Source organism: Colidextribacter sp. OB.20 (assembly GCF_009911595.1).
Taxonomy (GTDB): domain Bacteria; phylum Bacillota; class Clostridia; order Oscillospirales; family Oscillospiraceae; genus Lawsonibacter.
Genome location: NZ_QWKG01000043.1, coordinates 1 through 21,360, shown reverse-complemented (window position 1 = coordinate 21,360; position 21,360 = coordinate 1). Strand labels below are relative to the sequence as shown.

Annotated in this window: 16 protein-coding genes and 1 pseudogene; 11 read left to right on the top strand and 6 right to left on the bottom strand. The window is 54.5% G+C overall.

Going from position 1 to position 21,360, the window contains the following annotated elements; translation table 11 throughout:
* Nucleotides 1-69: 69 nt before the first annotated feature.
* The gene (locus tag D1641_RS11500) at nucleotides 70-744 is read right to left on the bottom strand and encodes a Crp/Fnr family transcriptional regulator (RefSeq protein WP_160665809.1); all 675 of its coding nucleotides are present in this window, start codon (nucleotides 742-744) and stop codon (nucleotides 70-72) included.
* A gap of 113 nt (nucleotides 745-857) precedes the next feature.
* Here D1641_RS11500 and D1641_RS11495 point away from each other — a divergent pair, with 113 nt between their 5' ends.
* A complete protein-coding gene (locus D1641_RS11495) occupies nucleotides 858-1,550 on the top strand; it encodes a 4Fe-4S binding protein (RefSeq protein ID WP_160665807.1) in 693 nt (230 codons plus the stop codon).
* A gap of 18 nt (nucleotides 1,551-1,568) precedes the next feature.
* The gene (gene hcp / locus D1641_RS11490) at nucleotides 1,569-3,170 is read left to right on the top strand and encodes a hydroxylamine reductase (RefSeq protein ID WP_201757339.1); all 1,602 of its coding nucleotides are present in this window, start codon (nucleotides 1,569-1,571) and stop codon (nucleotides 3,168-3,170) included.
* On the opposite strand, the gene D1641_RS11485 is transcribed toward hcp, so the two are convergent.
* Nucleotides 3,130-3,951 (bottom strand): hypothetical protein, encoded by an 822-nt coding sequence (locus D1641_RS11485; protein WP_160665805.1) that lies wholly within the window; start codon nucleotides 3,949-3,951, stop codon nucleotides 3,130-3,132. The genes hcp and D1641_RS11485 overlap by 41 nt on opposite strands.
* Here D1641_RS11485 and D1641_RS11480 point away from each other — a divergent pair.
* The 4 genes and pseudogenes from D1641_RS11480 to mobC all read left to right on the top strand — a co-directional run bounded on the left by D1641_RS11480 (nucleotide 3,941) and on the right by mobC (nucleotide 14,817).
* Nucleotides 3,941-4,297, top strand: coding sequence for a TnpV protein (locus tag D1641_RS11480; RefSeq protein ID WP_160665803.1), 357 nt, complete (start codon nucleotides 3,941-3,943; stop codon nucleotides 4,295-4,297). The genes D1641_RS11485 and D1641_RS11480 overlap by 11 nt on opposite strands.
* A 5-nt stretch (nucleotides 4,298-4,302) precedes the next feature.
* Nucleotides 4,303-12,501, top strand: a pseudogene (locus tag D1641_RS11475) (LPD25 domain-containing protein); the annotation flags it as partial.
* Nucleotides 12,502-13,261: 760 nt separating this feature from the next.
* Complete coding sequence (locus tag D1641_RS11470; RefSeq protein ID WP_160665799.1) at nucleotides 13,262-14,476, top strand: DUF3849 domain-containing protein; 1,215 nt, start codon at nucleotides 13,262-13,264, stop codon at nucleotides 14,474-14,476.
* A gap of 2 nt (nucleotides 14,477-14,478) precedes the next feature.
* Nucleotides 14,479-14,817: a plasmid mobilization relaxosome protein MobC gene (gene mobC / locus D1641_RS11465; RefSeq protein ID WP_160665797.1), complete on the top strand. Its 339-nt coding sequence runs from the start codon at nucleotides 14,479-14,481 to the stop codon at nucleotides 14,815-14,817.
* 37 nt (nucleotides 14,818-14,854) lie between these two features.
* Here the strand turns inward: mobC and D1641_RS11460 are convergent, their stop codons facing one another.
* Entirely contained in the window at nucleotides 14,855-15,100 is a 246-nt protein-coding gene (locus D1641_RS11460) for a helix-turn-helix transcriptional regulator (RefSeq protein WP_160636449.1), read from the bottom strand.
* Between the two features lie 158 nt (nucleotides 15,101-15,258).
* On the opposite strand from D1641_RS11460, the gene D1641_RS11455 reads away from it, so the two are divergent.
* From D1641_RS11455 to D1641_RS11445, 3 genes are all read left to right on the top strand, one after another.
* Nucleotides 15,259-15,699: a hypothetical protein gene (locus D1641_RS11455; RefSeq protein WP_160665795.1), complete on the top strand. Its 441-nt coding sequence runs from the start codon at nucleotides 15,259-15,261 to the stop codon at nucleotides 15,697-15,699.
* Between the two features lie 77 nt (nucleotides 15,700-15,776).
* On the top strand, nucleotides 15,777-16,082 hold the full coding sequence (locus D1641_RS11450; RefSeq protein ID WP_160665793.1) for a hypothetical protein: 306 nt from the start codon (nucleotides 15,777-15,779) through the stop codon (nucleotides 16,080-16,082).
* 61 nt (nucleotides 16,083-16,143) lie between these two features.
* On the top strand, nucleotides 16,144-17,559 hold the full coding sequence (locus D1641_RS11445; protein ID WP_160665791.1) for a relaxase/mobilization nuclease domain-containing protein: 1,416 nt from the start codon (nucleotides 16,144-16,146) through the stop codon (nucleotides 17,557-17,559).
* 224 nt (nucleotides 17,560-17,783) lie between these two features.
* Here the strand turns inward: D1641_RS11445 and D1641_RS11440 are convergent, their stop codons facing one another.
* Complete coding sequence (locus D1641_RS11440; RefSeq protein WP_160665789.1) at nucleotides 17,784-18,629, bottom strand: hypothetical protein; 846 nt, start codon at nucleotides 18,627-18,629, stop codon at nucleotides 17,784-17,786.
* A 172-nt stretch (nucleotides 18,630-18,801) separates the two neighbouring features.
* On the opposite strand from D1641_RS11440, the gene D1641_RS11435 reads away from it, so the two are divergent.
* A complete protein-coding gene (locus D1641_RS11435) occupies nucleotides 18,802-19,827 on the top strand; it encodes a radical SAM protein (RefSeq protein ID WP_160665787.1) in 1,026 nt (341 codons plus the stop codon).
* Between the two features lie 50 nt (nucleotides 19,828-19,877).
* On the opposite strand, the gene D1641_RS11430 is transcribed toward D1641_RS11435, so the two are convergent.
* Nucleotides 19,878-20,228, bottom strand: coding sequence for a helix-turn-helix domain-containing protein (locus D1641_RS11430; RefSeq protein WP_160665785.1), 351 nt, complete (start codon nucleotides 20,226-20,228; stop codon nucleotides 19,878-19,880).
* A gap of 173 nt (nucleotides 20,229-20,401) precedes the next feature.
* Here D1641_RS11430 and D1641_RS11425 point away from each other — a divergent pair, with 173 nt between their 5' ends.
* Complete coding sequence (locus D1641_RS11425; RefSeq protein ID WP_160665783.1) at nucleotides 20,402-20,920, top strand: nitroreductase family protein; 519 nt, start codon at nucleotides 20,402-20,404, stop codon at nucleotides 20,918-20,920.
* 59 nt (nucleotides 20,921-20,979) lie between these two features.
* On the opposite strand, the gene D1641_RS11420 is transcribed toward D1641_RS11425, so the two are convergent.
* Nucleotides 20,980-21,249 (bottom strand): metalloregulator ArsR/SmtB family transcription factor, encoded by a 270-nt coding sequence (locus tag D1641_RS11420; RefSeq protein WP_160665833.1) that lies wholly within the window; start codon nucleotides 21,247-21,249, stop codon nucleotides 20,980-20,982.
* Between the last annotated feature and the right edge of the window lie 111 nt (nucleotides 21,250-21,360).

The following is a 21,360-nucleotide window of genomic DNA, read 5'->3' as shown; positions in this document are numbered from 1 at the left end:
CAACAAGCGAGTGCCGGTATATACCGGCGCATTGCTTGCCGCTACTTGCTACCGCTATGTTTTCATGCCTCAAACATCAAACGGTTTGTATATCTTGAATCTGTTGCGGTCTGCTTCAATGACCCCTTGCCGACGCAGTTTTCCGATTTCCGCCGACAACCCACTGCGCTCTACTTCCAGATAATCTGCCAACTCCTGGCGATCATATGGTATTTCAAATTCCAGACTGCCAAATTGTTTAGCTTGAAGCATCAGATACGCCATCAGCTTTTCACGTGTCGTGCGCTTGGATGTGACCTCGATTTTTTGGTGAAGCACCAAATTCTTTGCCGCAACAATTTGAAGAAGATTGTCAATCATCTGTTGATGGAATTGACAAGCATTACTGCATGAATGACTAATTTTCAAACAGTCAATCAGCATAACCTCCGCAGCCTCCGATGCCAGCACAGAAACTGGGACTACCTCTACCCCTGCACAAGCGAAGGATTCCCCAAATAATTCACCAGGAATAAGGTTGGCAATCATGCTTCGATTACCAAAGAAATCCGTCCGAACAATTTGGAAACTGCCCGTTAGGACAATTCCCACATATTTTGCTGGTTCACTTTCATTCATCACGGCTTCTCCCTTTTCAAAGGAAAATACCCTGGCGTTGAGGCAACGTAGAGCCTTGGTCAGTTCCCAATGCGCAATATCCCGAAACAGCGGACACATGCACAATACTTCAAAATATTTTTCCACAGATTTGTCCCCTCTGTTGAAATTTCAACATACAAAACAAGTGAATCATACTATACTGATCCCAAGATGTCAACAGGGATTCAAAAATATAGTTGACCGGAAAGGACAATTTTATGGTTCGCAAAATAATTCATATTGATGAAGAAAAGTGTAACGGATGCGGAGCCTGTGCCGCTGCCTGTCATGAGGGAGCTATTGAGATGGTAGACGGTAAGGCGAGGCTCACTCGTGAGGACTACTGCGATGGTCTGGGTGACTGCCTGCCCGCCTGCCCCACGGAGGCAATCAGCTTTGAGACGCGGGAAGCGCCCGCCTATGACCATGCGGCTGTGATGGCCGCTAAACAGAAGAGCGCGCCTCTGCCCTGCGGCTGTCCCGGAACAAATGCAAAGACGATTCACCGGGATCCTTGCGTTGCCCCTGCCGCACAGACGCCTGCCGCCAGCCAGCTGACCCAATGGCCAGTACAGATTAAGCTGGTGCCGGTGAACGCCCCATACCTTAACGGTGCCAAGCTACTCATCGCTGCAGATTGTACCGCCTATGCCTATGGCAATTTCCACGATATGTTCATCCGCGGCCATGTGACGCTCATCGGCTGCCCCAAGCTGGACGAGGGGGACTATGCTGAAAAGCTGACGCAAATCATTTCTGGAAATGACATCAAGAGCGTAACCATAGTACGAATGGAAGTTCCCTGTTGCGGCGGAATCGAAAACGCGGTCAAACAGGCCTTGCAGGAGAGCGGGAAGTTTATTCCGTGGAATGTGGTGACTATTTCTACGGACGGAAGAATTTTAGAATAATAATAGGAGGAAACAGTGATGGAACAGAAAATGTTTTGCTTCCAGTGTGAACAGACAGCGGGATGCAAAGGCTGTACTGGAAATTCTGGCGTATGCGGCAAGCAGGCCGGTATTGCTGAAATGCAGGATCAGCTTACCGGGAAATTGATTGGCCTTGCAAGGACCATAGACGGAAATGGGCATCTGATTAGCCATGCCGCCAATCAGGTTGTGCGGGAAGGGTTGTTTGCGACAATTACGAATGTGAATTTTGACAAGGAGGCCCTTTCTGCTCTGCTCCGGCGTGTGGATGAGGTAAAGCGGCAGATTGTTCCTCTCTGCTATGAGTGTACCTCAGCCTGCGGGAAGAACGATGACTATGACATGGAGCATCTGTGGACTGCTGGGGAGGATATTCGCTCTCTGAAGTCGCTGATTCTGTTTGGCATCCGGGGTATGGCCGCCTATGCGTATCACGCTGCTGTCCTGGGCTATACGGACCCGGAAGTAGACCGCTTTTTTTATAAGGCCCTCTTTGCTGTCGGTATGGAGGACTGGGGGATGGATGAACTTCTTCCTATTGTCCTGGAAGTCGGGGCGGTTAACCTGAAATGTATGGAACTGCTGGATAAGGCTAATACGGAAACCTATGGCAATCCCGTTCCAACAGAAGTAAGTTTGACTGTAGAGAAAGGGCCGTTTATTATCATTTCCGGTCATGACCTCTTTGATTTGAAACAACTCTTGGAGCAGACCAAGGACAAGGGCATCAACATTTATACCCACGGTGAAATGCTCCCGGCTCACGGTTATCCGGAACTAAAAAAGTACCCCCATCTCAAAGGGAATTTCGGCACTGCCTGGCAGAATCAGCAAAAGGAATTTGCTTCTATCCCCGCTCCGGTCCTTTTTACAACAAACTGCCTCATGCCGCCGAAAACAAGCTATGCGGACCGGGTATTTACGACGGAAGCCGTCGCATATCCGGGGCTGGCCCACATTGGGCCGGAAAAGGACTTCTCGCCGGTAATCCAAAAAGCCTTGGAGCTGGGCGGCTACCCCACAGCCATGCAGTTTACTGGTATCAATGGCGGAAGAACCGTCACAACCGGCTTTGGGCGTCACGCGGTCTTGTCCGTTGCGGACAAAGTGGTCAAAGCAGTCAAAAGCGGAGTGGTCAAACATTTCTTCCTGGTTGGCGGCTGCGATGGAGCAAAGCCGGGACGCAGCTACTATACTGAGTTTGTAAAGCAGACACCTCCTGACAGTATCGTACTTACTCTTGCCTGTGGCAAGTACCGGTTCAATGACCTGGATCTTGGCACCGTTGCCGGACTTCCCCGCCTGATGGATATGGGACAATGCAATGACGCATACAGTGCCATCCAAGTGGCTGTGGCCCTGGCAGAGACTTTTTCATGTGGTGTAAATGATCTGCCGCTGTCAATGGTTCTCTCCTGGTATGAGCAGAAGGCTGTGTGCATCCTGCTGACGCTTTTACACCTGGGAATCCAAAATATCCGCTTGGGGCCTACACTTCCGGCGTTCCTGTCGTCCAATGTGTTACAGTATCTGGTAGAGCATTATCACATTGCGCCGATCACAACACCGAAGAGTGACCTGGAGGTAATGCTAAAATAATGCTGGTTATAACCGCCGCCTCTCTGTATGAGTGGCGGCGGTTGCCTTTGAAGGAATAAAAAAGTAAAAGGTAAAAACTCAATCTTACATTTCCCCTTGACAACATCTTTAGAAATATCCGTACCCCGAACAGCTCCTGATTCACGCCCAGCGGCCCAACGCTACCGCCTGCGCGGAATATGATTTCTGGAACCAGCGGATGCGCCGGTATGTGCGGCGGGGAGCCACGGGTATCGCCATCATCGACAACAGCGGCAGCAGGCCCTTTCTGCGCTATGTGTTCGATGTGGCTGACACCGGCGGCGGAGAGGAAACCCGGCCCAAGCTGTGGAAGTACCGGGAGGAATATCAGGACACGGTATCGGCGGCGCTGGAGCAGCGGTTTGACGTGTCCGGCAGCGACCTCGTGGAACAGTTTGAGAAGATCGCCGCCCAGCTTGCGGCGGAATATTGGGACGATCACCAGCAGGACATCCTCCGCATCGTTGACGGCAGCTTTTTGGAGGAGTATGATGAGTTCAACATCGGAGCGCAGTTCCGAAACGCCGCCGCCGTCAGCATCGCATATACCCTCATGTCCCGCTGCGGCCTGGAGCCGGAAAACTACTTTGAACATGAGGATTTCCTGAGCATTTTTGACTTCAACACCCAGGACACCATCACGGAGCTGGGTACGGCGGTCAGCCTGGGGAGCGAGACGGTGCTGCGGCAGATCGAAGTCACCATCAAAAAATATGAGCGGAAAAAATCCGCAGAAAGGAACGCCGAACATGGAGAACAATCTGACCTACACCCAAGTGGGAGATTACCTGATTCCCAATCTGGCCCTGCCGGAGCAGCCGGACCGGGACCTGGGCAAGTACGGGAGGATGCGCCGGACGTATCTGAAGGAGCATCGACCGGGCCTGTTCAACCGCCTGACGCTGAACGGGACCCTGTTCAGCCACCTGTTGGAGATCGAGGACGCGGCGAACAGCCGTCTGGAGCAGATGATGCCGCAGTTGGCGAAGGCGGCGGGGGCCACGGAGCAGTTGAAAGCCAGCGATCAGATGAAGTGGGTGGGACTGATGAACACCTGCAAGGCACAGGCGGAGGAAGTTATCATGTCGGAGCTGATTTACAGCTAAGTTTTATGCCCCCGGAAATCCCGTCCCAGCGGGAGCAGATGGAGACCATTCGAGAAGCAGAGAGCGCGGACGCGCCCTCTGCTTCTTCCATTTCCCAGGCAGAAATTGACACGATTCTGCGGCAGTATTCGGGCAGGCTGCGGATTTTCACCATGTATCAGCGGAACATTTCTGCCAAAGACGCGGTTGCTGCGCTCAAACAGGAATATGGATATTCCGGCGGCAATCATACATTCCTGGATGGCGCATCGGGTATCACTGATTACCGCCCTGACACCGGGTTGAGATTGGTGCGCTACCATCCAAGGACGGAAGTTACGGTGAAGTGGCCCGCTGTGGAAAAACGTATTCGCCAGCTCATCCAGGAGGGCAGTTACCTTACGCCGGAGGAATTGGAGAAGTACCAGAGCGACCACTTGGAACAGCTCCCAGCCCTGGAGATCACCCAGGCTGACATCGACGCACAGCTCCGATTTGAAGCGCCGCTTCATTTCCAAAATCTGCGGATTTATGAAATCTATCAGCAGAATTTGAGCGTTGAGGACACGGTGGGCGCGGTCAGTGCAGCGTTTGGCCGTGTTGCCGCAGGGCATAAGCTGCCGGATGGGACACAGGGATGGGTGGATTATCGCCCTGATGTTGGCATCACAATACAGAAAAACGGCGAGGACAAAGAGACTGCGGAAGTCACTATATCCTGGTCTGACGCTGAAAAACGGCTGCGGCAGTTGATTGAAGAAGGCCGATACCTGACCCCGGAGGAATTGGAGCAATACCGGCAAACGCACCCGGAGCAGACGCAAACGGCATCAGCCCCGGAAATGGAACCGCTTGCTTCTGTGCTGGGCAGCACAGATTTCCAGACGGACTACAACGCACTTAAAGAAGCCCATCCAGGAAATATTGTGTTGTATCAGATAGGAGATTCCTTTGAAATGTTCGGGCCGGATGCGCGTGTTGTCTCCGTTGAGTTGGGTTTGATGCTGACGCAGCACAATCTTCCCGGCATCGGGCGTGTGGCCATGTGCGGCATCCCCGGCCATAAGCTGGGCGAGTATGTGCATCGCCTCCGGGATAGGCACGATGTAACGGTCTCCAGCATTGAGCAGGACGGGAAACGTCTCGTGGTCTCCTATCTCTCTGTGGAACATGAGGCCATGAACGCCCGTAAAGCGGAAGCGGAGGCCCCGGAACAATCCGTGCCCATTCCCGCCTCCACGTCCCGTGAAGTCACCCAGGAAGATATTGACGCCGCCCTCCAGGAGTGGAACGGTGATATTGCCAGCAAGCGCCGGGTCCAGCAGTACATGACCGGCCATGCCCGGGACCGGGACACGGCGGAGTGGCTGAAAAATGAGTACGGCGATAGTCTCCCTGCGTTTCCTGTTACGGTAGAAGGCGCGGCCACCGATCTGCCCTGGACAAAAGTACAGCGCCGCCTTGCTCGTCTGGTGAAGGAGGACAGATTTTTCACCGAGAAGGAACTGGACAATTTTGAGGACATAGACGCCGCCGCCATCCGGGAGCATCTGGAACAGGACAGCCCCTCCGAGTTTGTGGAACAGGTCGTGGCCGATGCGGAACGGCTGGCGGGGCAGGATTCCAGCACCGCGCCTACCATCCGGGAGACCTATAACCGCTATAAACCTATCATCCGGGATTTGGTGCTGGCAGATGTGGCCTATCAAAACGCCTGCAAAAATTCGGACCGGGAAAATGCGATTATTGAGGGCGATGCGGCAGTCAAACGGGCGGCACTCACCATTACAGAGCCGGAGTTTATGCGTCTGTATCACGATATGCCCGACTTCCGCTACCGGCTGCATCGGGAAATTGTGGACGAAACCTATGCCGCCCTCACCCAGCCCCAGCAGGAGCAGCAAACCGCCCCGCCCCATGCGATGCCCGATACAACAGGGTATGAGGAAGAAACGCCGCCCTGGGGGACAGAGATAGGCGATCATTCTCCCTGGGGCAAAGTGCAGATGAGCGATGAGTTTGCAGACGGTGTGTATGAAGTCAGCACCGCCCGTCATGGCGGAATTATGATACGGGAAACGGATGCAAAAAAACTGCTTTCGCCCGAAACCTTAGCCGCTGGCGGAACTGAATATGGATGGTGCTACTATGAGGAAGATGAGGTCGCGTCCGTTGTTATCCGTGAATTGCTGGACAGGGGCATCCCCGCAGTACCGCCGTATGTTTGTTGTGAGTTCAGCGAAACGGGTGTTTTTAAGGCCGACAAAATCTATTCTGTCCACGAATTTGACCGTCTGATGAAGCAGGCGGATGATAAGCGTGTAGCAGGCAAAAAAGCTGCCATTAAAAAATATGGGACAGAACAAAGATGGATTGAATCCAAAGACCCGGAGTTTGATGAATTTTCCGGCTATGACAAGGTTTCGTTCGTCATTGTTTTGCCGGATGGCGTAAGGGTTTGGGGCCGTCAGGATGTAGGCGATGGCTACGGCGGACTGCTGGACTACCTCCGTCAAAATGAAAAATATCGTGATATTGTTCCCGTTTTGCAGCAGGCCGCAGAGCGGGAACAGACGGCGGCGCTGCCCCCGGACCTTTCTGACCGGCCCGTTACCCGCGAGGGGGACACCATCACCATCGGGAGCGGAGACACCGCCCATGAGGTTGACATCACCGTTTCTGATGAGGACCGGCAGACCATCCAGGAGGTCATCGGCGCGGCGGACCAGCCGCCCCACGACCCTCTGGCCCCGCCTTACAAACCCGGCGATATAGTCTATCTACAAAATACAGCCTTTGAAATTGAGGAAATCGGCATATTTGACGTGCAGCTCCGGGACCCGTCCCTGCCGATACCACTCCTGCGGACTGAAAACAAGCAGAATTTTGAACGGCTGCTGCATCTGGACACGCGGAATGGCCGAATTACCAGCTATCTGCCCGCCGATATGAGCCGCGTCAACGATGATTTCCGGGAAGTGCTGACAAAGCATCTTCTGACAGACCGGGACAAGGGCTACATTTCCGGCTGGCTGCGCTCTGGCGAGAACAACCGGGGAATTGCCCAGCGGCTGTCCCTTGCTTTCGCCAGCCGCGCCGAGACGGTAACACTGGAAACCGGGGACATAGCGGACTATTTTACTTCCACGATCAGTATGGCGGTGGAAATCCAGGACAAATTCGGCACAAAGCAGTCCCTGTCCTGGGAGGCTGTCGCGCCTATCCTCCGCGCCCTCTGGCTACAAGAGCTGGACGGTTTTTCCCATAAGCCGGTCCAGCGGGAGAGTGTGGAGCTGACAGGCCAGCTCCACTATCAGGTGGGGGACAAGGTTGCCTTTGCCTACGGCGATCACGATGTCAGCGGAACCATTGAGGGTATCGGCGATTTGGATGTTATCATTCATACCGGCCCTTATGCCTGGAGCCATCAGACTGTTACCAAAGACTTTTTCGAGGACGCAGTTCGCCATGATGTGCGCAACGCCGCCCTGTTTACCCCGGAGGCCCCCGCCGCAGAGGTCCCGGTCCCGCCAGCGCCGCCCCCGGCAGAACAGCCGGAGACCCCCGGCCCCACGGCAGTTCCGGGACCCGCGACGATCTATCCCGGCGATAAGAACGGCCTGCCCTATGATGTTGTTGTTCAGACCCTACATTTTGACGAGCCGGAACACGCGCAGCCGGAACAGGCCCCCGCCGCTGAACAGGACGCTGCCACTGAAAATTTCCGCATCACCGATGACAACTTGGGTGTAGGCGGCCAGCGAGCCAAGTACCGCATGAATGTGGAGGCCATCCGCACCTTGAAGCAGATTGAGGATGAGGGCCGGTCCGCCACCGAAGCAGAGCAGGAAGTCCTTTCCCGCTATGTGGGCTGGGGCGGCATCCCCGATGCCTTTGACCCGGACAAGGCCGAGTGGTCCGCCGAGTATCAGGAGCTGAAAAGCCTGCTGACGGACAGCGAATACAAATCAGCGCGGGCATCCACCCTCAATGCCCATTACACCAGCCCCCTGGTCATCAAGGCCATCTATGAGGCCATCGGGAACATGGGCTTTGAAAAGGGAAACATTCTGGAGCCGTCCTGCGGCGTGGGAAATTTCTTCGGCCTGCTGCCGGAGAACATGGCCGCGTCCAAGCTGTACGGCGTGGAGCTGGACAGCATCACCGGGCGTATCGCCCAGCAGCTCTACCCCAAAGCCCGGATCACAGTACGCGGCTACGAAAAAACAGACTTCCCGGACAGCTTTTTCGACATCGCTATTGGTAACGTACCCTTTGGCAATTATCCCGTGGTGGACCAGCGGTATGACCGGGAGAGGCTTCTGATCCATGACTATTTCTTTGCCAAAACCATTGATAAGGTCCGGGCAGGCGGCGTGATCGCGTTTATCACCTCCAACGGCATCAGCGGCGGCACAATGGACAAAAAGGATGACCGGGCGCGACGGTATATTGCCCGGCGCTGTGATCTGCTGGGCGCGGTCCGCCTGCCGGACGGTGTGTTCCAGGCCAACGCCGGGACGGAAACCTCCATGTCCATCATGTTCCTCCAAAAGCGGGAAATTCCCCTGCGGGAGAATGAGCCTTTGCCGGAATGGGTGGAGGCGGAGGTCATTGAGCGCCACACCTATATCGGGCAGGTCGGCGAGGAACGCCCCGGCTTCGTAAGTATGAACCGCTATTTCCAGACCCACCCCGAAATGGTGCTGGGCGATTTGGAGATCACCTCCGGCCCCTATGGACCGCAGTTGGCGTGTAAGCCCCGGAAAGACCAGGACTTTGCCCAGCAGCTCCGCGCCGCCCTGTCCCACATCCACGGCGAGATTAAGCGGGTGGAGCTGTCCGAACTGGATGAGGAAATCGAAACGGATTCCCTGATTCCGGCGGACCCAGGTATCGAACGATATTCCTTCGGCATTATTGACGGAGAGGTGTACTATCGGGAAACCTCCATGATGGCAAAGCCTGATTTGAGCGCCACAGCCAAGGCCCGCGTCAAGGGCATGGTGGAACTGCGGGACTGTGTGCATCGGCTGATAAACCTTCAGATGGAGGACGCCGATGAAATCTCCGTCCAAAAGGAGCGGCAGGCCCTCAACAGTCTGTATGACGCTTTCTCCAAAAAATACGGCCTGCTCAACAGCCGGGAAAACGCGCTGGCCTTTTCTGCGGACAGCTCCTATTATCTGCTCTGCTCGTTGGAGGTTCTGGACAATGACGGGCGGCTGGAACGCAAAGCGGATATGTTCACCAAGCGGACCATCAAGCCCCACAGGGCGGTCACTCATGTGGACACCGCCAGTGAAGCCCTGGCTGTCTCCATCGGGGAAAAAGCGCGGGTGGATATGCCCTATATGGCCCAGCTCTCCGGGAAAACAGAGGAAGAATTGGAATCGGAGCTGTCCGGCGTGATCTTCCGGGATATTCAGTGCCAGGGAGACCCCAGCCGGAAAGACTGGTCCTCCGTTGATCTGAACAGTTTCCCCCTCGTTGCCGCCGATGAATACCTTTCCGGGAACGTGCGGCAGAAGCTACGCATCGCCAAAGCGATGTATGATGCTCTGCCTGACGGGGAGAAGTACCGGCTGCGTCCCAATCTGGAGGCGCTGGAGACCGCCCAGCCCAAGGACCTGACCGCCTCGGAGATCGACCTTCGCCTGGGGGCTACCTGGCTGGATAAGCGGTATGTTCAGCAGTTCATGTATGAGCTGTTCAAAACGCCGCCGGTGCAGAAGAAAAAAATCCATGTGAATTTCTCGGAATATACCGGGGAATGGAACATCACCAGCAAAAACACTGTGACTGGCTATGATGTTGCCGCCAACACCACCTATGGCACGGACCGGCTCAATGCCTATCACATCCTGGAGGACACTTTGAACCTCCGCGATGTGCGAATCTATGACACCATCAAGGACCCGGACGGCAAGGAACGCCGCGTTCTGAACCACAACGCCACCACTCTGGCCCAGCAGAAGCAGCAGGCCATCAAGGATGCTTTCCGGGATTGGATTTGGAAAGACACCCAGCGGCGGCAGACCCTGGTGAAGCAGTACAATGAGCTGTTCAACTCCATCCGGCCCCGCGAGTATGACGGGCGGCATATCGTGTTCGGCGGCATCAACCCGGAGATCACCCTGCGGGAGCATCAGCTCAACGCCATCGCCCATGTGCTGTACGGCAACAATACCCTGCTGGCCCATGAGGTCGGAGCGGGCAAGACCTTTGAAATGACTGCCGCCGCGATGGAGAGCAAGCGCCTGGGGCTGTGTCAGAAATCCCTTTTTGCCGTTCCCAATCATCTGATTGAACAGTGGGCCAGCGAGTTCCTGCGGCTGTACCCCACCGCCAATATCCTCGTTGCCTCCAAAAAGGACTTTGAGGGCAGGAACCGCAAGAAGTTCTGTTCCCGAATCGCCACCGGGAATTATGACGCGATCATCATGGGACACTCGCAGTTTGAACGCCTCCCCGTTTCCTATGAGCGGCGGGAGCAGTTGCTCCAGGACCAGATTCTGGAGATTGAACAGGGCATTGAGGAATTGGAGGACAGCGGCGCGGAGAGATTCAGCGTCAAGCAGTTGGAGCGCACAAAGCGTTCCCTGGAGGCCCGTCTGGAAAAGCTCAACAACACCAGCCGGAAGGACAGCTCCGTGACCTTTGAGCAGCTTGGCGTGGACCGCCTCTTTATTGATGAAGCACATTCGTACAAAAATTTGTTCCTCTACACGAAAATGCGGAACGTGGCGGGGCTTTCCACCACCGATGCGCAGAAGTCCAGCGATATGCTGCTGAAATGCCGCTACATGGACGAGATCACCGGCGGGCGCGGCGTGGTATTCGCCACAGGCACCCCGGTCAGCAACTCCATGACCGAGTTATTTACCATGCAGCGGTATTTACAGCAGGACCTTTTGGAAAAGGGATTCACCGACAGCCGGGGAAAGCATTACAGTCTGACCCACTTTGATAGCTGGGCCTCCATTTTTGGTGAAACAGTGACGAAGGTAGAGTTGGCCCCGGAGGGGAAATACCGCCCCCGGACGCGCTTTGCCAGATTCTACAATCTGCCGGAGCTGATGGCCATGTTCCGCGAGACCGCCGACATCAAGACCGCCGATCAGCTCCATCTCCCCGTGCCGGAGGTGGAATATCACACAGAAAAGGCCCTGCCCTCAGAGGAACAGAAGCAGTTGGTCCGGGAATTATCTGACCGCGCCGCCGCCGTCCATACGGGACAGGTAAACCCCAAAATCGACAATATGCTGAAGATTACCAGCGATGGGCGCAAGCTGGGCCTCGACCAGAGGCTGATTAACCCGCTTTTTCCCGACAATCCGGGCAGTAAGGTCAATATGTGTGTGGAAAATGTGTTCCGCATTTGGGAGGACGGGCAGGCGGACAAGCTGACCCAGCTCATTTTCTGCGACCTGTCTACCCCAAAGGCCGCTGCCGCCGCCAAGCGGGACAAAACCGCGATGGCGGCGGGAAACAAGGTGGCGGGCGGGACAGATTTGCACGCCCTGGGCAATCTGCTGGAGGACATCAAGCCGGACGCGCCCTTTTCCGTCTATGAGGACATCCGCAGCAAGCTCATCGCTATGGGCATCCCGAAGCGGGAGATCGCTTTCATCCATGACGCCAATACCGACGCCAAAAAGAAGGAGCTGTTCGCAAAGGTCCGTTCCGGGCGGGTACGGGTACTCATGGGCAGCACCTTCAAAATGGGCGCTGGCATGAACGTCCAGGACCGGCTGATTGCTCTGCATGACCTGGACTGTCCTTGGAGGCCGGGAGATTTGGAGCAGCGCAAGGGCCGCATTGTCCGCCAGGGCAACAAGAATCCCACGGTACACATCTACCGCTATGTCACGGAGGGGACGTTCGATTCCTACCTCTGGCAGACGGTGGAGAATAAGCAGAAATTCATTTCGCAGATTATGACCTCAAAATCCCCGGTGCGCTCCTGCGAGGACGTGGACGAGACCGCCCTCTCCTATGCGGAGATCAAGGCCCTGTGTGCGGGAAATCCGCTGATAAAGGAGAAGATGGACCTGGACATTGACGTGGCCCGTCTGCGTCTGCTGAAATCGGACCACCAGAGCCATCAGTATCGGATGGAGGACGATCTTCTGAAACGGTTCCCTGAGAAAATCAAGGAAAACGAGGGCTTTATTGCGGGGCTGGAGGCCGACATGAAAACGCTGACAGAGCATCCTCATCCAATGGTGCCGGTAAAGCCCGCCGCCCCGCCCCAGGCGGACGGGGAACAGCCGGACGCGCCTGCCGCTGATACCCCAGCCGCCCCTGCCGCAGAGACCGCCGCCGTGGAGGTCAAGCAGGGGTTCGCCGGTATGGTGATCGGAGACCAGACATTTACGGACAAAATCGAGGCGGGCAAGGCCCTGATCGCGGAAATCCGCAAGGGCATCAAGCCGGGGGAGCCTGTCGAGATCGGAACTTATCGCGGCTTTTCTATGGCTTTGTCTGTGGAGGACTTCGGGCGCACCATCGTCCTGACCCTCAAAGGCCAGATGAGCCACCGGGCCGAATTGGGGGATGATGTTTTGGGTAATCTTCTCCGCATCGACCATGCTTTGAATAAAATGCCGGACCGGGTAACGGCGCTGCACTCCCAGCTTGACAATCTCCACCAGCAGATGAAAGAGATTCAAGGCGAGATCGGCAAGCCCTTCCCCCAGGAGGCAGAGCTTCAGCAGAAAAGTGAGCGGCTGGCAGAACTGAACGCGCAGTTGGGGATAGAGGATGGGCCTGCCCCGGTTGGGGAGCGGCTGCTGGCCAAGGATGCCCGCCCCTCGGTGCTGGAGGGGCTGAAACGGCCTGTGCCGCCCAAACAGAAAACGGACAAGCCGAAAGACTACCGCCAGGAGCGGTAACAGGGAACGTCAGGCGGGGTGATCTCCGCCTGACTTTGCTCCTTTTCGTTATACCACAACAAATCTAATATAGAATGGAGAAATCAACATGAACAAAGCGCCCATTTACCCATACCCCGTCACTTACGCACGGGAAAACGGGGAGTTAGAGCAGTATCGGGCATCGTTCAAAACGCTTGCCGAGTGCAAGTGTGCCATTGACGATGCCATCTTTGATAATTGGGATGGGATGAATTTTGCCAAGGATTCTGCCAAACGTGTTCTAAAACAGTTTGGTCCAGAGCGGGTGACATTCATTCTGGCCTATACACTCCAGGAGATGAATATTGATAACCGATTCTCCGGCCACAACGCAAGCTGGGCCAGCACCGTTCCGCTGTATGGAATCGCCAGTGGCCGGGGGAGTTGTACTCTGGAAAGCCACCCTGCCAAGGTGGACCTGTTCATTGATCTGGTGCGGAAGGACCTCCAGGAGCTGGCACAGCAAAAGTCTGCTTCGCGTCAGAAATCTTCTGCAAAGCCCAAAAAGGAGGCGGTCAAGATGGATAAGACCCCGATTTACAAGGAATCTTTCGAGTACGCATATAATCATGGCGAGGAAGAACAGCACCGTGCCTCCAACCATGCCAATATCGCCTGCAAAAAGGCGATTGAAACGGCCATCGCCAGCCACTACCATGACAACCGCCTTGATACACAGGCGGCGGTGCAGGAGGTGGTGAAGCAGTTTGGCTATGAGCGGATGTTCTATGTGCTGGCCAACACGGTGCAGACCCAAGGGACGGATGGGCGCGTCTCCCAAGCCAACAAGAAGTGGGCGCAGACTATCCCCATCGTTTTTGAAAGAGGAAAACGGGACACTTCCTACCTTATCACACAAACTCACCCTGGTCTTTTGGATATGTTCGTGAGCAGCGCACGGCATGAACATCTGTTGAGACAGCCCCTCAAAGCGGCTGACATTAAGGCGGAGGCTGCTTATATCCTGGAACGATTCCAAGCTGCCCAGGAGCCGAACAGTCCCAACGGGACCCATTACATGGTCCAGGTCTCCCCCGACTTCCTGGCAAGGGCTGGAACTAAGGACACGGACCGCCTTATGGCGATGCTGCCCTTCCAGACCCTTTCTCTCTCCGGGCTGGAGGGCCGCAAAGGGACGTTTGCGCTAATCTCCAAGGATGAGGACCGCTTTCAAAAGCTGATCCTGCGCAGACCCTCGGTGCGGAAGAAGTTACAGGAGCAGCCCACCGCCGATACGCCCAAGCCGTCCGCCAAGAGTAAGGCCAAGGACCAGGAGCGGTAGGCATGGCGAATTTAGAGCGGGAGGTACAGCTAAAATTCCGCGTCACGCCGGAGGAACGGGCGTTGATTGAGCAGAAGATGGCTCAGCTCGGCACCAGCAACATGGCGGCATACCTCCGAAAAATGGCGATTGACGGTCTTGTGATAAATCTGGAACTGCCGGAGCTGCGGGAGATGGTCTCCCTGCTGCGGCGGTCCAGCAATAACCTCAATCAGCTTACGCGCCGGGTACATGAGACGGGCCGGTTCTATGACGCCGACCTGGACGAGCTTCGGCAAAGCTATGACGGCCTGTGGGATGCGACGCAGAAAATTTTATCCTCGTTGGCGAAGCTCCAATGACAAATGGACAGCCGGGAACTGTTCTGGCTGTCCATTACTAATCTATATCTTCCAATTCAACATTTTTGAATGAATCCGTATCAAAAAACTCGTAAAGAGAAATTCCAAGTCCATCACAAAGAAGTTTAATTGTGATGATGCCAGGGTTATGGCTGTTGCCGTATATGATATTTTTCAGCGTTGTGGGCGGGATGCCAGCTTTTCTTGCCAGTGAATTGATATTATATCCATGTGCGGCACAAAGCTGCTGAATACGCAATGATACTTGTTTTCGCGTATCCATTTGCGTCCCTCCCGTCCATAAAAAGTCTATTTTAGTTTACCCACCTTCACAGCACTAGGCAGACTTTATATGGACTTTTAGGGAGAAGTGATTTATAATAAGAAAGACTTTATATAGTCTTTTCTGCGGAGTATATAAAGAAATGGGAGGCGATGTGGATGATCGTAACCTTTTGCGGACACAGCAAAATATATCAGACTTGTGAAATCTCCAAATGGTTGGATATAATACTCCCATCGCTGATTGAGGGCGGCGCGGCCACATTTTATCTCGGCGGCTACGGAGACTTTGACAGTTTGGCAGCGGCGGCGGTGAGACGGCAAAAGGCCACCTATCCCAGCATTGAAGCGGTCCTGGTGCTGGCCTACCTCAACCGGGACGCTGACCTTTCCCGCTATGACAGCACCACCTACCCGCCGTTGGAGAATGTGCCGCCCCGTTACGCCATTGTCAGGAGAAACGAGTGGATGGTCCAGGAAAGCGATGTGGTGATCTCCGGCGTCACGCATGGGTGGGGTGGGGCGGCGAAAACACTGGACTTTGCAAAGCGCAAGCAGAAAATCATTTTTCAGTTTCCAATGCAGGCAAATAAAAAATGAGCGGCAGGGCCGCATCCTTGCAAAAAATCGTCCATGCCGCTATGCTGGTATCAAACCAAATTTAAGAGGTGTTCATTATGACCTATGAAAAAGTATTAGCTGTATTCCGGGACTATCTGGCCGAGGATAAAGCCTGTGAGGTGCTGACTTCCAGCCAAGGCTATCTGGTGGTGGATTGGGACAGCAGGAAAAAGGACAGCGAGTGGGTGACTTCCCGGCTGTGCCAAACCCCGGAGCATCTGCGGGATGTGCTGCGCTCCCGGTACGAGGAATACCAGGGGTACAATCTCACCGGAGGCTACAAGCGGGAGCTTCTGCCCTCTGAGGATGTGGATATTCGGCGCATGGGTGAGGCGATGGCCGAACGGTGCGGTGAAAACTGAATATACAGTCTAAAACGGTCCGCCAATCGCGGGCCGTTTCTTTTGAAGGGAGGGACCGCCAATGGCAACCACCCGCATTATGCCTCTGCACATAGGCAAGGGCCGGACTGTGGGCAAGGCCATTCAAGACATCATCGACTATGTGGAGAATCCAGAAAAAACGGACGGCGGCAGGCTGATCTCCAGCTACCAATGCGACAGCCGGATTGCGGACGCGGAGTTTCTGTTCTCCAAGCGGCAGTACCTCGCCAAGACCGGCAGGCGGCGCGGGGCCGATGATGTGATTGCCTATACCATCCGGCAGTCCTTTGTTCCTGGCGAGATCACCCCAGAGGAGGCCAACCGCCTGGGCTGTGAGCTGGCGCGGCGCTTCACCAAAGGCAACCACGCTTTTATTGTCTGCACCCACATTGACAAAGCACATATCCATAACCACATCATTTGGAACTCCACAACCCTGGACTGTACCCGAAAATTCCGGGACTTTCTCGGTTCCGGGAGGGCGGTACGGCGGCTGAACGATACCATTTGTATCGAAACCGGATACTCTATTGTGGCCAATCCCAAGCGCCGGGGCAAGAGCTACAACAAGTGGCTGGGCAGTAAGCCGCCCTGCCACCGGGACCGGCTTCGCATGGCGATAGATGATGCCCTCGCAAAAAAGCCCGCTGACCTGGACGAGCTGCTGAAGCTGCTGGGAGAGGCAGGCATTGAGGTATCGCCACGGGGAAAATTTATCCGGCTAAGAGCGCCGGGACAGAAAAATTTCGTCCGGCTGGATGGGGACAGCTTGGGCGCGGAGTACGATATTTCCGCTTTGCTGGCCGTCCTCTCCGGGGAGCGGACGCACACGCCCAGCCCCAAAAAGGTCCACCGCGCAGATCCGCCGAAGGTCAATCTGCTGGTGGACATCCAGGCCAAACTCCGGGATGGAAAGGGCGCGGGTTATGCGCGGTGGGCCAGCGTGTTCAACTTAAAACAGATGGCGCAGACCATGAATTATCTGACGGGGCATGGACTGTTGGACTATGCCGACCTCGCGGCAAAAGCGGCTGCGGCCACCGAGCGTTACAACGGCCTGTCTGAAAAAATCAAGGCGGCAGAGCGGCGCATGGCCGAGATCGCCGTGTTGAAAACGCACATCATCAACTACTCCAAGACCCGCGATGTGTATGTGGCCTACCGCAAGGCCGGGTACTCGAAAAAATTCAAGGCCGAGCATGAGAGCGAGATACTGCTGCATCAGGCGGCAAAGAAAGCGTTTGACGGGCTGGGGCTGAAAAAACTCCCCACGGTCAAGAGTTTGCAAGCGGAGTATGCTGCGCTTTTGGCTGAGAAAAAATCCGCCTATTCTGATTACCGCAGGGCAAGGGACGAGATGAAGGAGCTGTTGACAGTCAAGGCTAACGTGGACCGCTTGATGGGCTATGACAAATCGGAAACGGATATGGAAGTGGAACGCCAGGAAGAACGCTGACCGTTTCCATCATCCCGGAGGGCCGAAGGCCCGACAAAAAGCGTTCCGCAGGAACGCGCAGCCAGCCCCGGCACGGGGCTGTTCAAGGGGGCTTGGGGGCGCTGCCACCAACAAGCAAAATGAACGTCCCGCCGGGAGGCGGGATGTTCATTTTTCGCATGATGGGACCATCATGCCCTGCTTGCCGGTTTCTCCAACCCCCGTTTTTCCCCATCTCCCGTTCTCTACTCCAGAGGGGCGTTTTCAGCGTATTCCTCGTCAAAATCATCGGTTTCTGGCTCAAAATACTCCAACAACGCCAGATACAATTCCTCTGGCCGGTCCATCAGATAATCCTGATAGGAAACGATCTCCTGCGTGGTATGATTGGCGTATTCTATCTGCACCCGCCAGCAGATTTCTCCCTCCGGCACATCTTCATCCAAAAAATCCTCGTCAGCTTCTTCATCCTCGTCCGGCCAATACTCTGGCAATAAATCAAAATATGGCGGGATGCTGTTGCGGGATGGGATAAGATCGTAGTCCTCCGGCCACATGAAGATTTCCAGACTATGTACGGCCCAGCGCAGGAGCGTGGACATTTTTTTGCCGTCCAGCGTCATGGACTGCTCCACGCCGTCACCGTCGAAGTCGGTCATGGTAAGGATGCGGCTGATGCGGTTGGCGGTAAAGCGTCTGTTGACTGGCAGCTCATCGCCGTAGACATCAAAAACTTCTGTATGGATTTCAAAGGCCAGTGTGTTGATGATAAGCTGCTTTTTCCTTGTGTTGCGTTCGGCATAAGGGAAATGGATGTTATAGACCTCCCGCGCCAGCTCCGCAACCTCCGGGCGATGATCGTGCAGGCGGTTCTCCAACCACGCTTTGTCATTGGCGCTCAAACGGCCCATTGGGAAATTTGTGAGGCGGGTTATCGTCTGCGTCTCGGCTTTCTCTGCGGCGGAGAGACGGGAACAGGCTTTGCAGATATGCGTGGCATGGCCTCTGCCGGAAAATTTTTCGTTGGCTTTGTACTCACCGCAGATTTTGCAGTAATGCCCATGCGGACGGCCTGACTTCTTTTTTGACATGGGATGGTCCTCACTTTTTTCGCATTTTATTTATGATAGCACAAATTCCCTTCTATGAAAACCTAATAATAGGACTATCGTTTGAGGAAGTACCTATCCAAAAAGTGCGTTCTTGTTTCATTCTGAGCAAGATGGTATTCTTGTTGTGAGTACAAAGAAAGGATATACTCCTATGAACAACATAGAAATCGGGCCGATTCGCCCACCCTCTGAAAGTAACAGCCTGCTGATTCGGGTCACACGGGGATGCCATTGGAACAAATGCTATTTCTGCGGCCTTTACAAATCCATGCAGTTTTCCATGCGGCCCATTGAGGAAACCATAGAAGATATTGCAAAGCAGGCCCAGCTTTACAAAGGGAAAAATTTCACATCCTGTTTCTTGCAGGACGGTGATGCACTGGTGCTGAAAACTGACTATCTGCTCCGCATATTGGACGCCCTCAACCGCTATTTCCCCAATCTGCAATACATCACGACTTATGCCCGCGCCGACAGTATCACCCGCAAGACTTTATCCGAATTGCAGGCCCTACGGCAAGCTGGCTTGAATCATCTGTACTGCGGGATGGAAACCGGCTCCGATCAGATATTGAAACTTATTAACAAGGGCTTTCAAGCTGACACGGTGGTAGAAAGCGGCTGCATGGCAAAAGAGGCCGGTATGATATTGTCCGAGTTTATTCTGCTGGGTATCGGCGGCAAAGAACTGTCCGAAAAAAATGCCGCCGCTACCGCCGAGGCGCTGAACATCATCCGGCCCGACTATATCCGTGTCCATGCCACTGGAATCAAGCCGGAATCGAAGTTAGGCGAGTTCGTCCGAAACGGCTCATTCACGCTGCAATCGGAGGAAGAAATTGTAGTAGAGCAAAAATCCTTTTTGCAACAGCTTCAGCCAATGGACAGTTTCTATATAAACGAGCATATCATCAATTTGCTTTTGGAAGTGCGCGGCAATTTACAGACGGACAAGGCGCAAATGCTTTCTGTGATTGAACGCTTTTTACAACTCCCGCCAGATGAAAAACTCCTGTTTACGGTTGGCAGGCGGCTGAATATTTTCTTCCTGCTGGACGATTTGAAAAAGCCCGCCCTACACCGGCAGGCGGAGGAAAGTATGCAGAAGATTTTTAGGGAGAATCCCAACATTGATTTTGCGGTGCTGTGCAATTATATCCGGCAGTCACAAATCTGATATAGCGAAAAGGGGACATAGCCGCTCAACAGGCAGCTATGTCCCCTTTATCATGCCCCTGCGCTACAACATGGAGACTGAACATCCAGACCATCCATATAGGAAGTTCCCCACCGACACATAGCGTCTATCACCGGGATAATGCTTTCACCAAACGCCGTCAGAGAGTACACCGTCTTGGGCGGTTTCTCCGGGATCACTTCTCTATGTACCATGCCACTGTCCTCCAAATCGCGGAGCTGCTGGGAGAGCATTTTGGGCGTTGCGCTGGGAATCCTCCGCTGCAACTCCATATAGTGCAGCGGGCAGTCCACCAGATGCCAGAGGATAAGCGGTTTATATTTCCCGCCAATCAGTGACAGTGTTGCCTCAACAGGGCAGTTAAATTGCTGCTGTTTCATGGAATCACCTCACGGCAAGTATATCATAGTGCGTCGATTTAGAAAAGGGCTTACCTTTTGGGAAGTATCTACCGAAAAAGTGCAATCTTGCGGGCCGTCCTGATTGTGTTAAAATCATATCAGGTGGTTGCCCTGGCAGGCCAGCCATCAAATCAAATTGGAGGAAATCTATCATGGATTTTATCACGATTGCAAAGACCCGCTGCTCCATCCGCAGCTACACCGATCAGAAGGTGGAGCCGGAAAAGCTGGAGAAGATTCTGGAGGCCGCTCATGTGGCCCCCACCGCCGCCAACCTTCAGCCGGTTCACCTGATCGTTGTTCAGAGCGAGGAAGGGCTGGCGAAGATCGGCAAGGCCGCTGGCATCTATGGCGCGCCCCTGGCCATCATCGTCTGTGCAGACCACAACAAGGCGTGGGTGCGGCCCTTCGACCAGAAACAGACCGGGGACATTGACACGTCCATCCTGACCGACCACATGATGCTCCAGGCCACGGAGCTGGGCCTGGGCAGCGTATGGGTGTGCTACTTCGAGCCGGATGTGTTGAGCAAAGAGTTTGACCTCCCCGCCAACCTGGAGCCGGTCAACATTCTGGCTATCGGCTACGCTGGTGAGAACTTCGCTGACCCGGAGCGGCACAGCCAGACGCGCATCCCGGTAAGCGAACTGGTTTCCTACGAAAAGCTGTAAACGAATCCTGCGGGCGGGTGCATTGGGGAATATCCTCATGCACCCGTTTTTTAGCAGTCCTATTGTTCCGATATATGATCGTAGGTCTTTTCCAAAATCCATCTGACATGTTCATCGGCCAGACTGTAAAACACATTCTTTCCTACCTTATGCCCAATCACCAACCGGGCGCTCCGCAGAACACGAAGCTGATGTGATATGGCCGATTCCGTCATTTTCATTTCCACTGCCAGTTCACTGACGCACCATTCCCGTTTCATCAGGAGCCACAAAATCCTGATACGGGTATAGTCACCTAACGCCTTGTGAAGCTCGGAGAGTGCGTCCAGTTCCTTTGCATCAGGCGTTAATTTAGCGTTTCCTTGTAAGCGTCAAATGCGGAACCGCCAGACGTTTTATGTAGTCTGGCGGTTCGGGTTGGATTTAAGAATCATCGAATT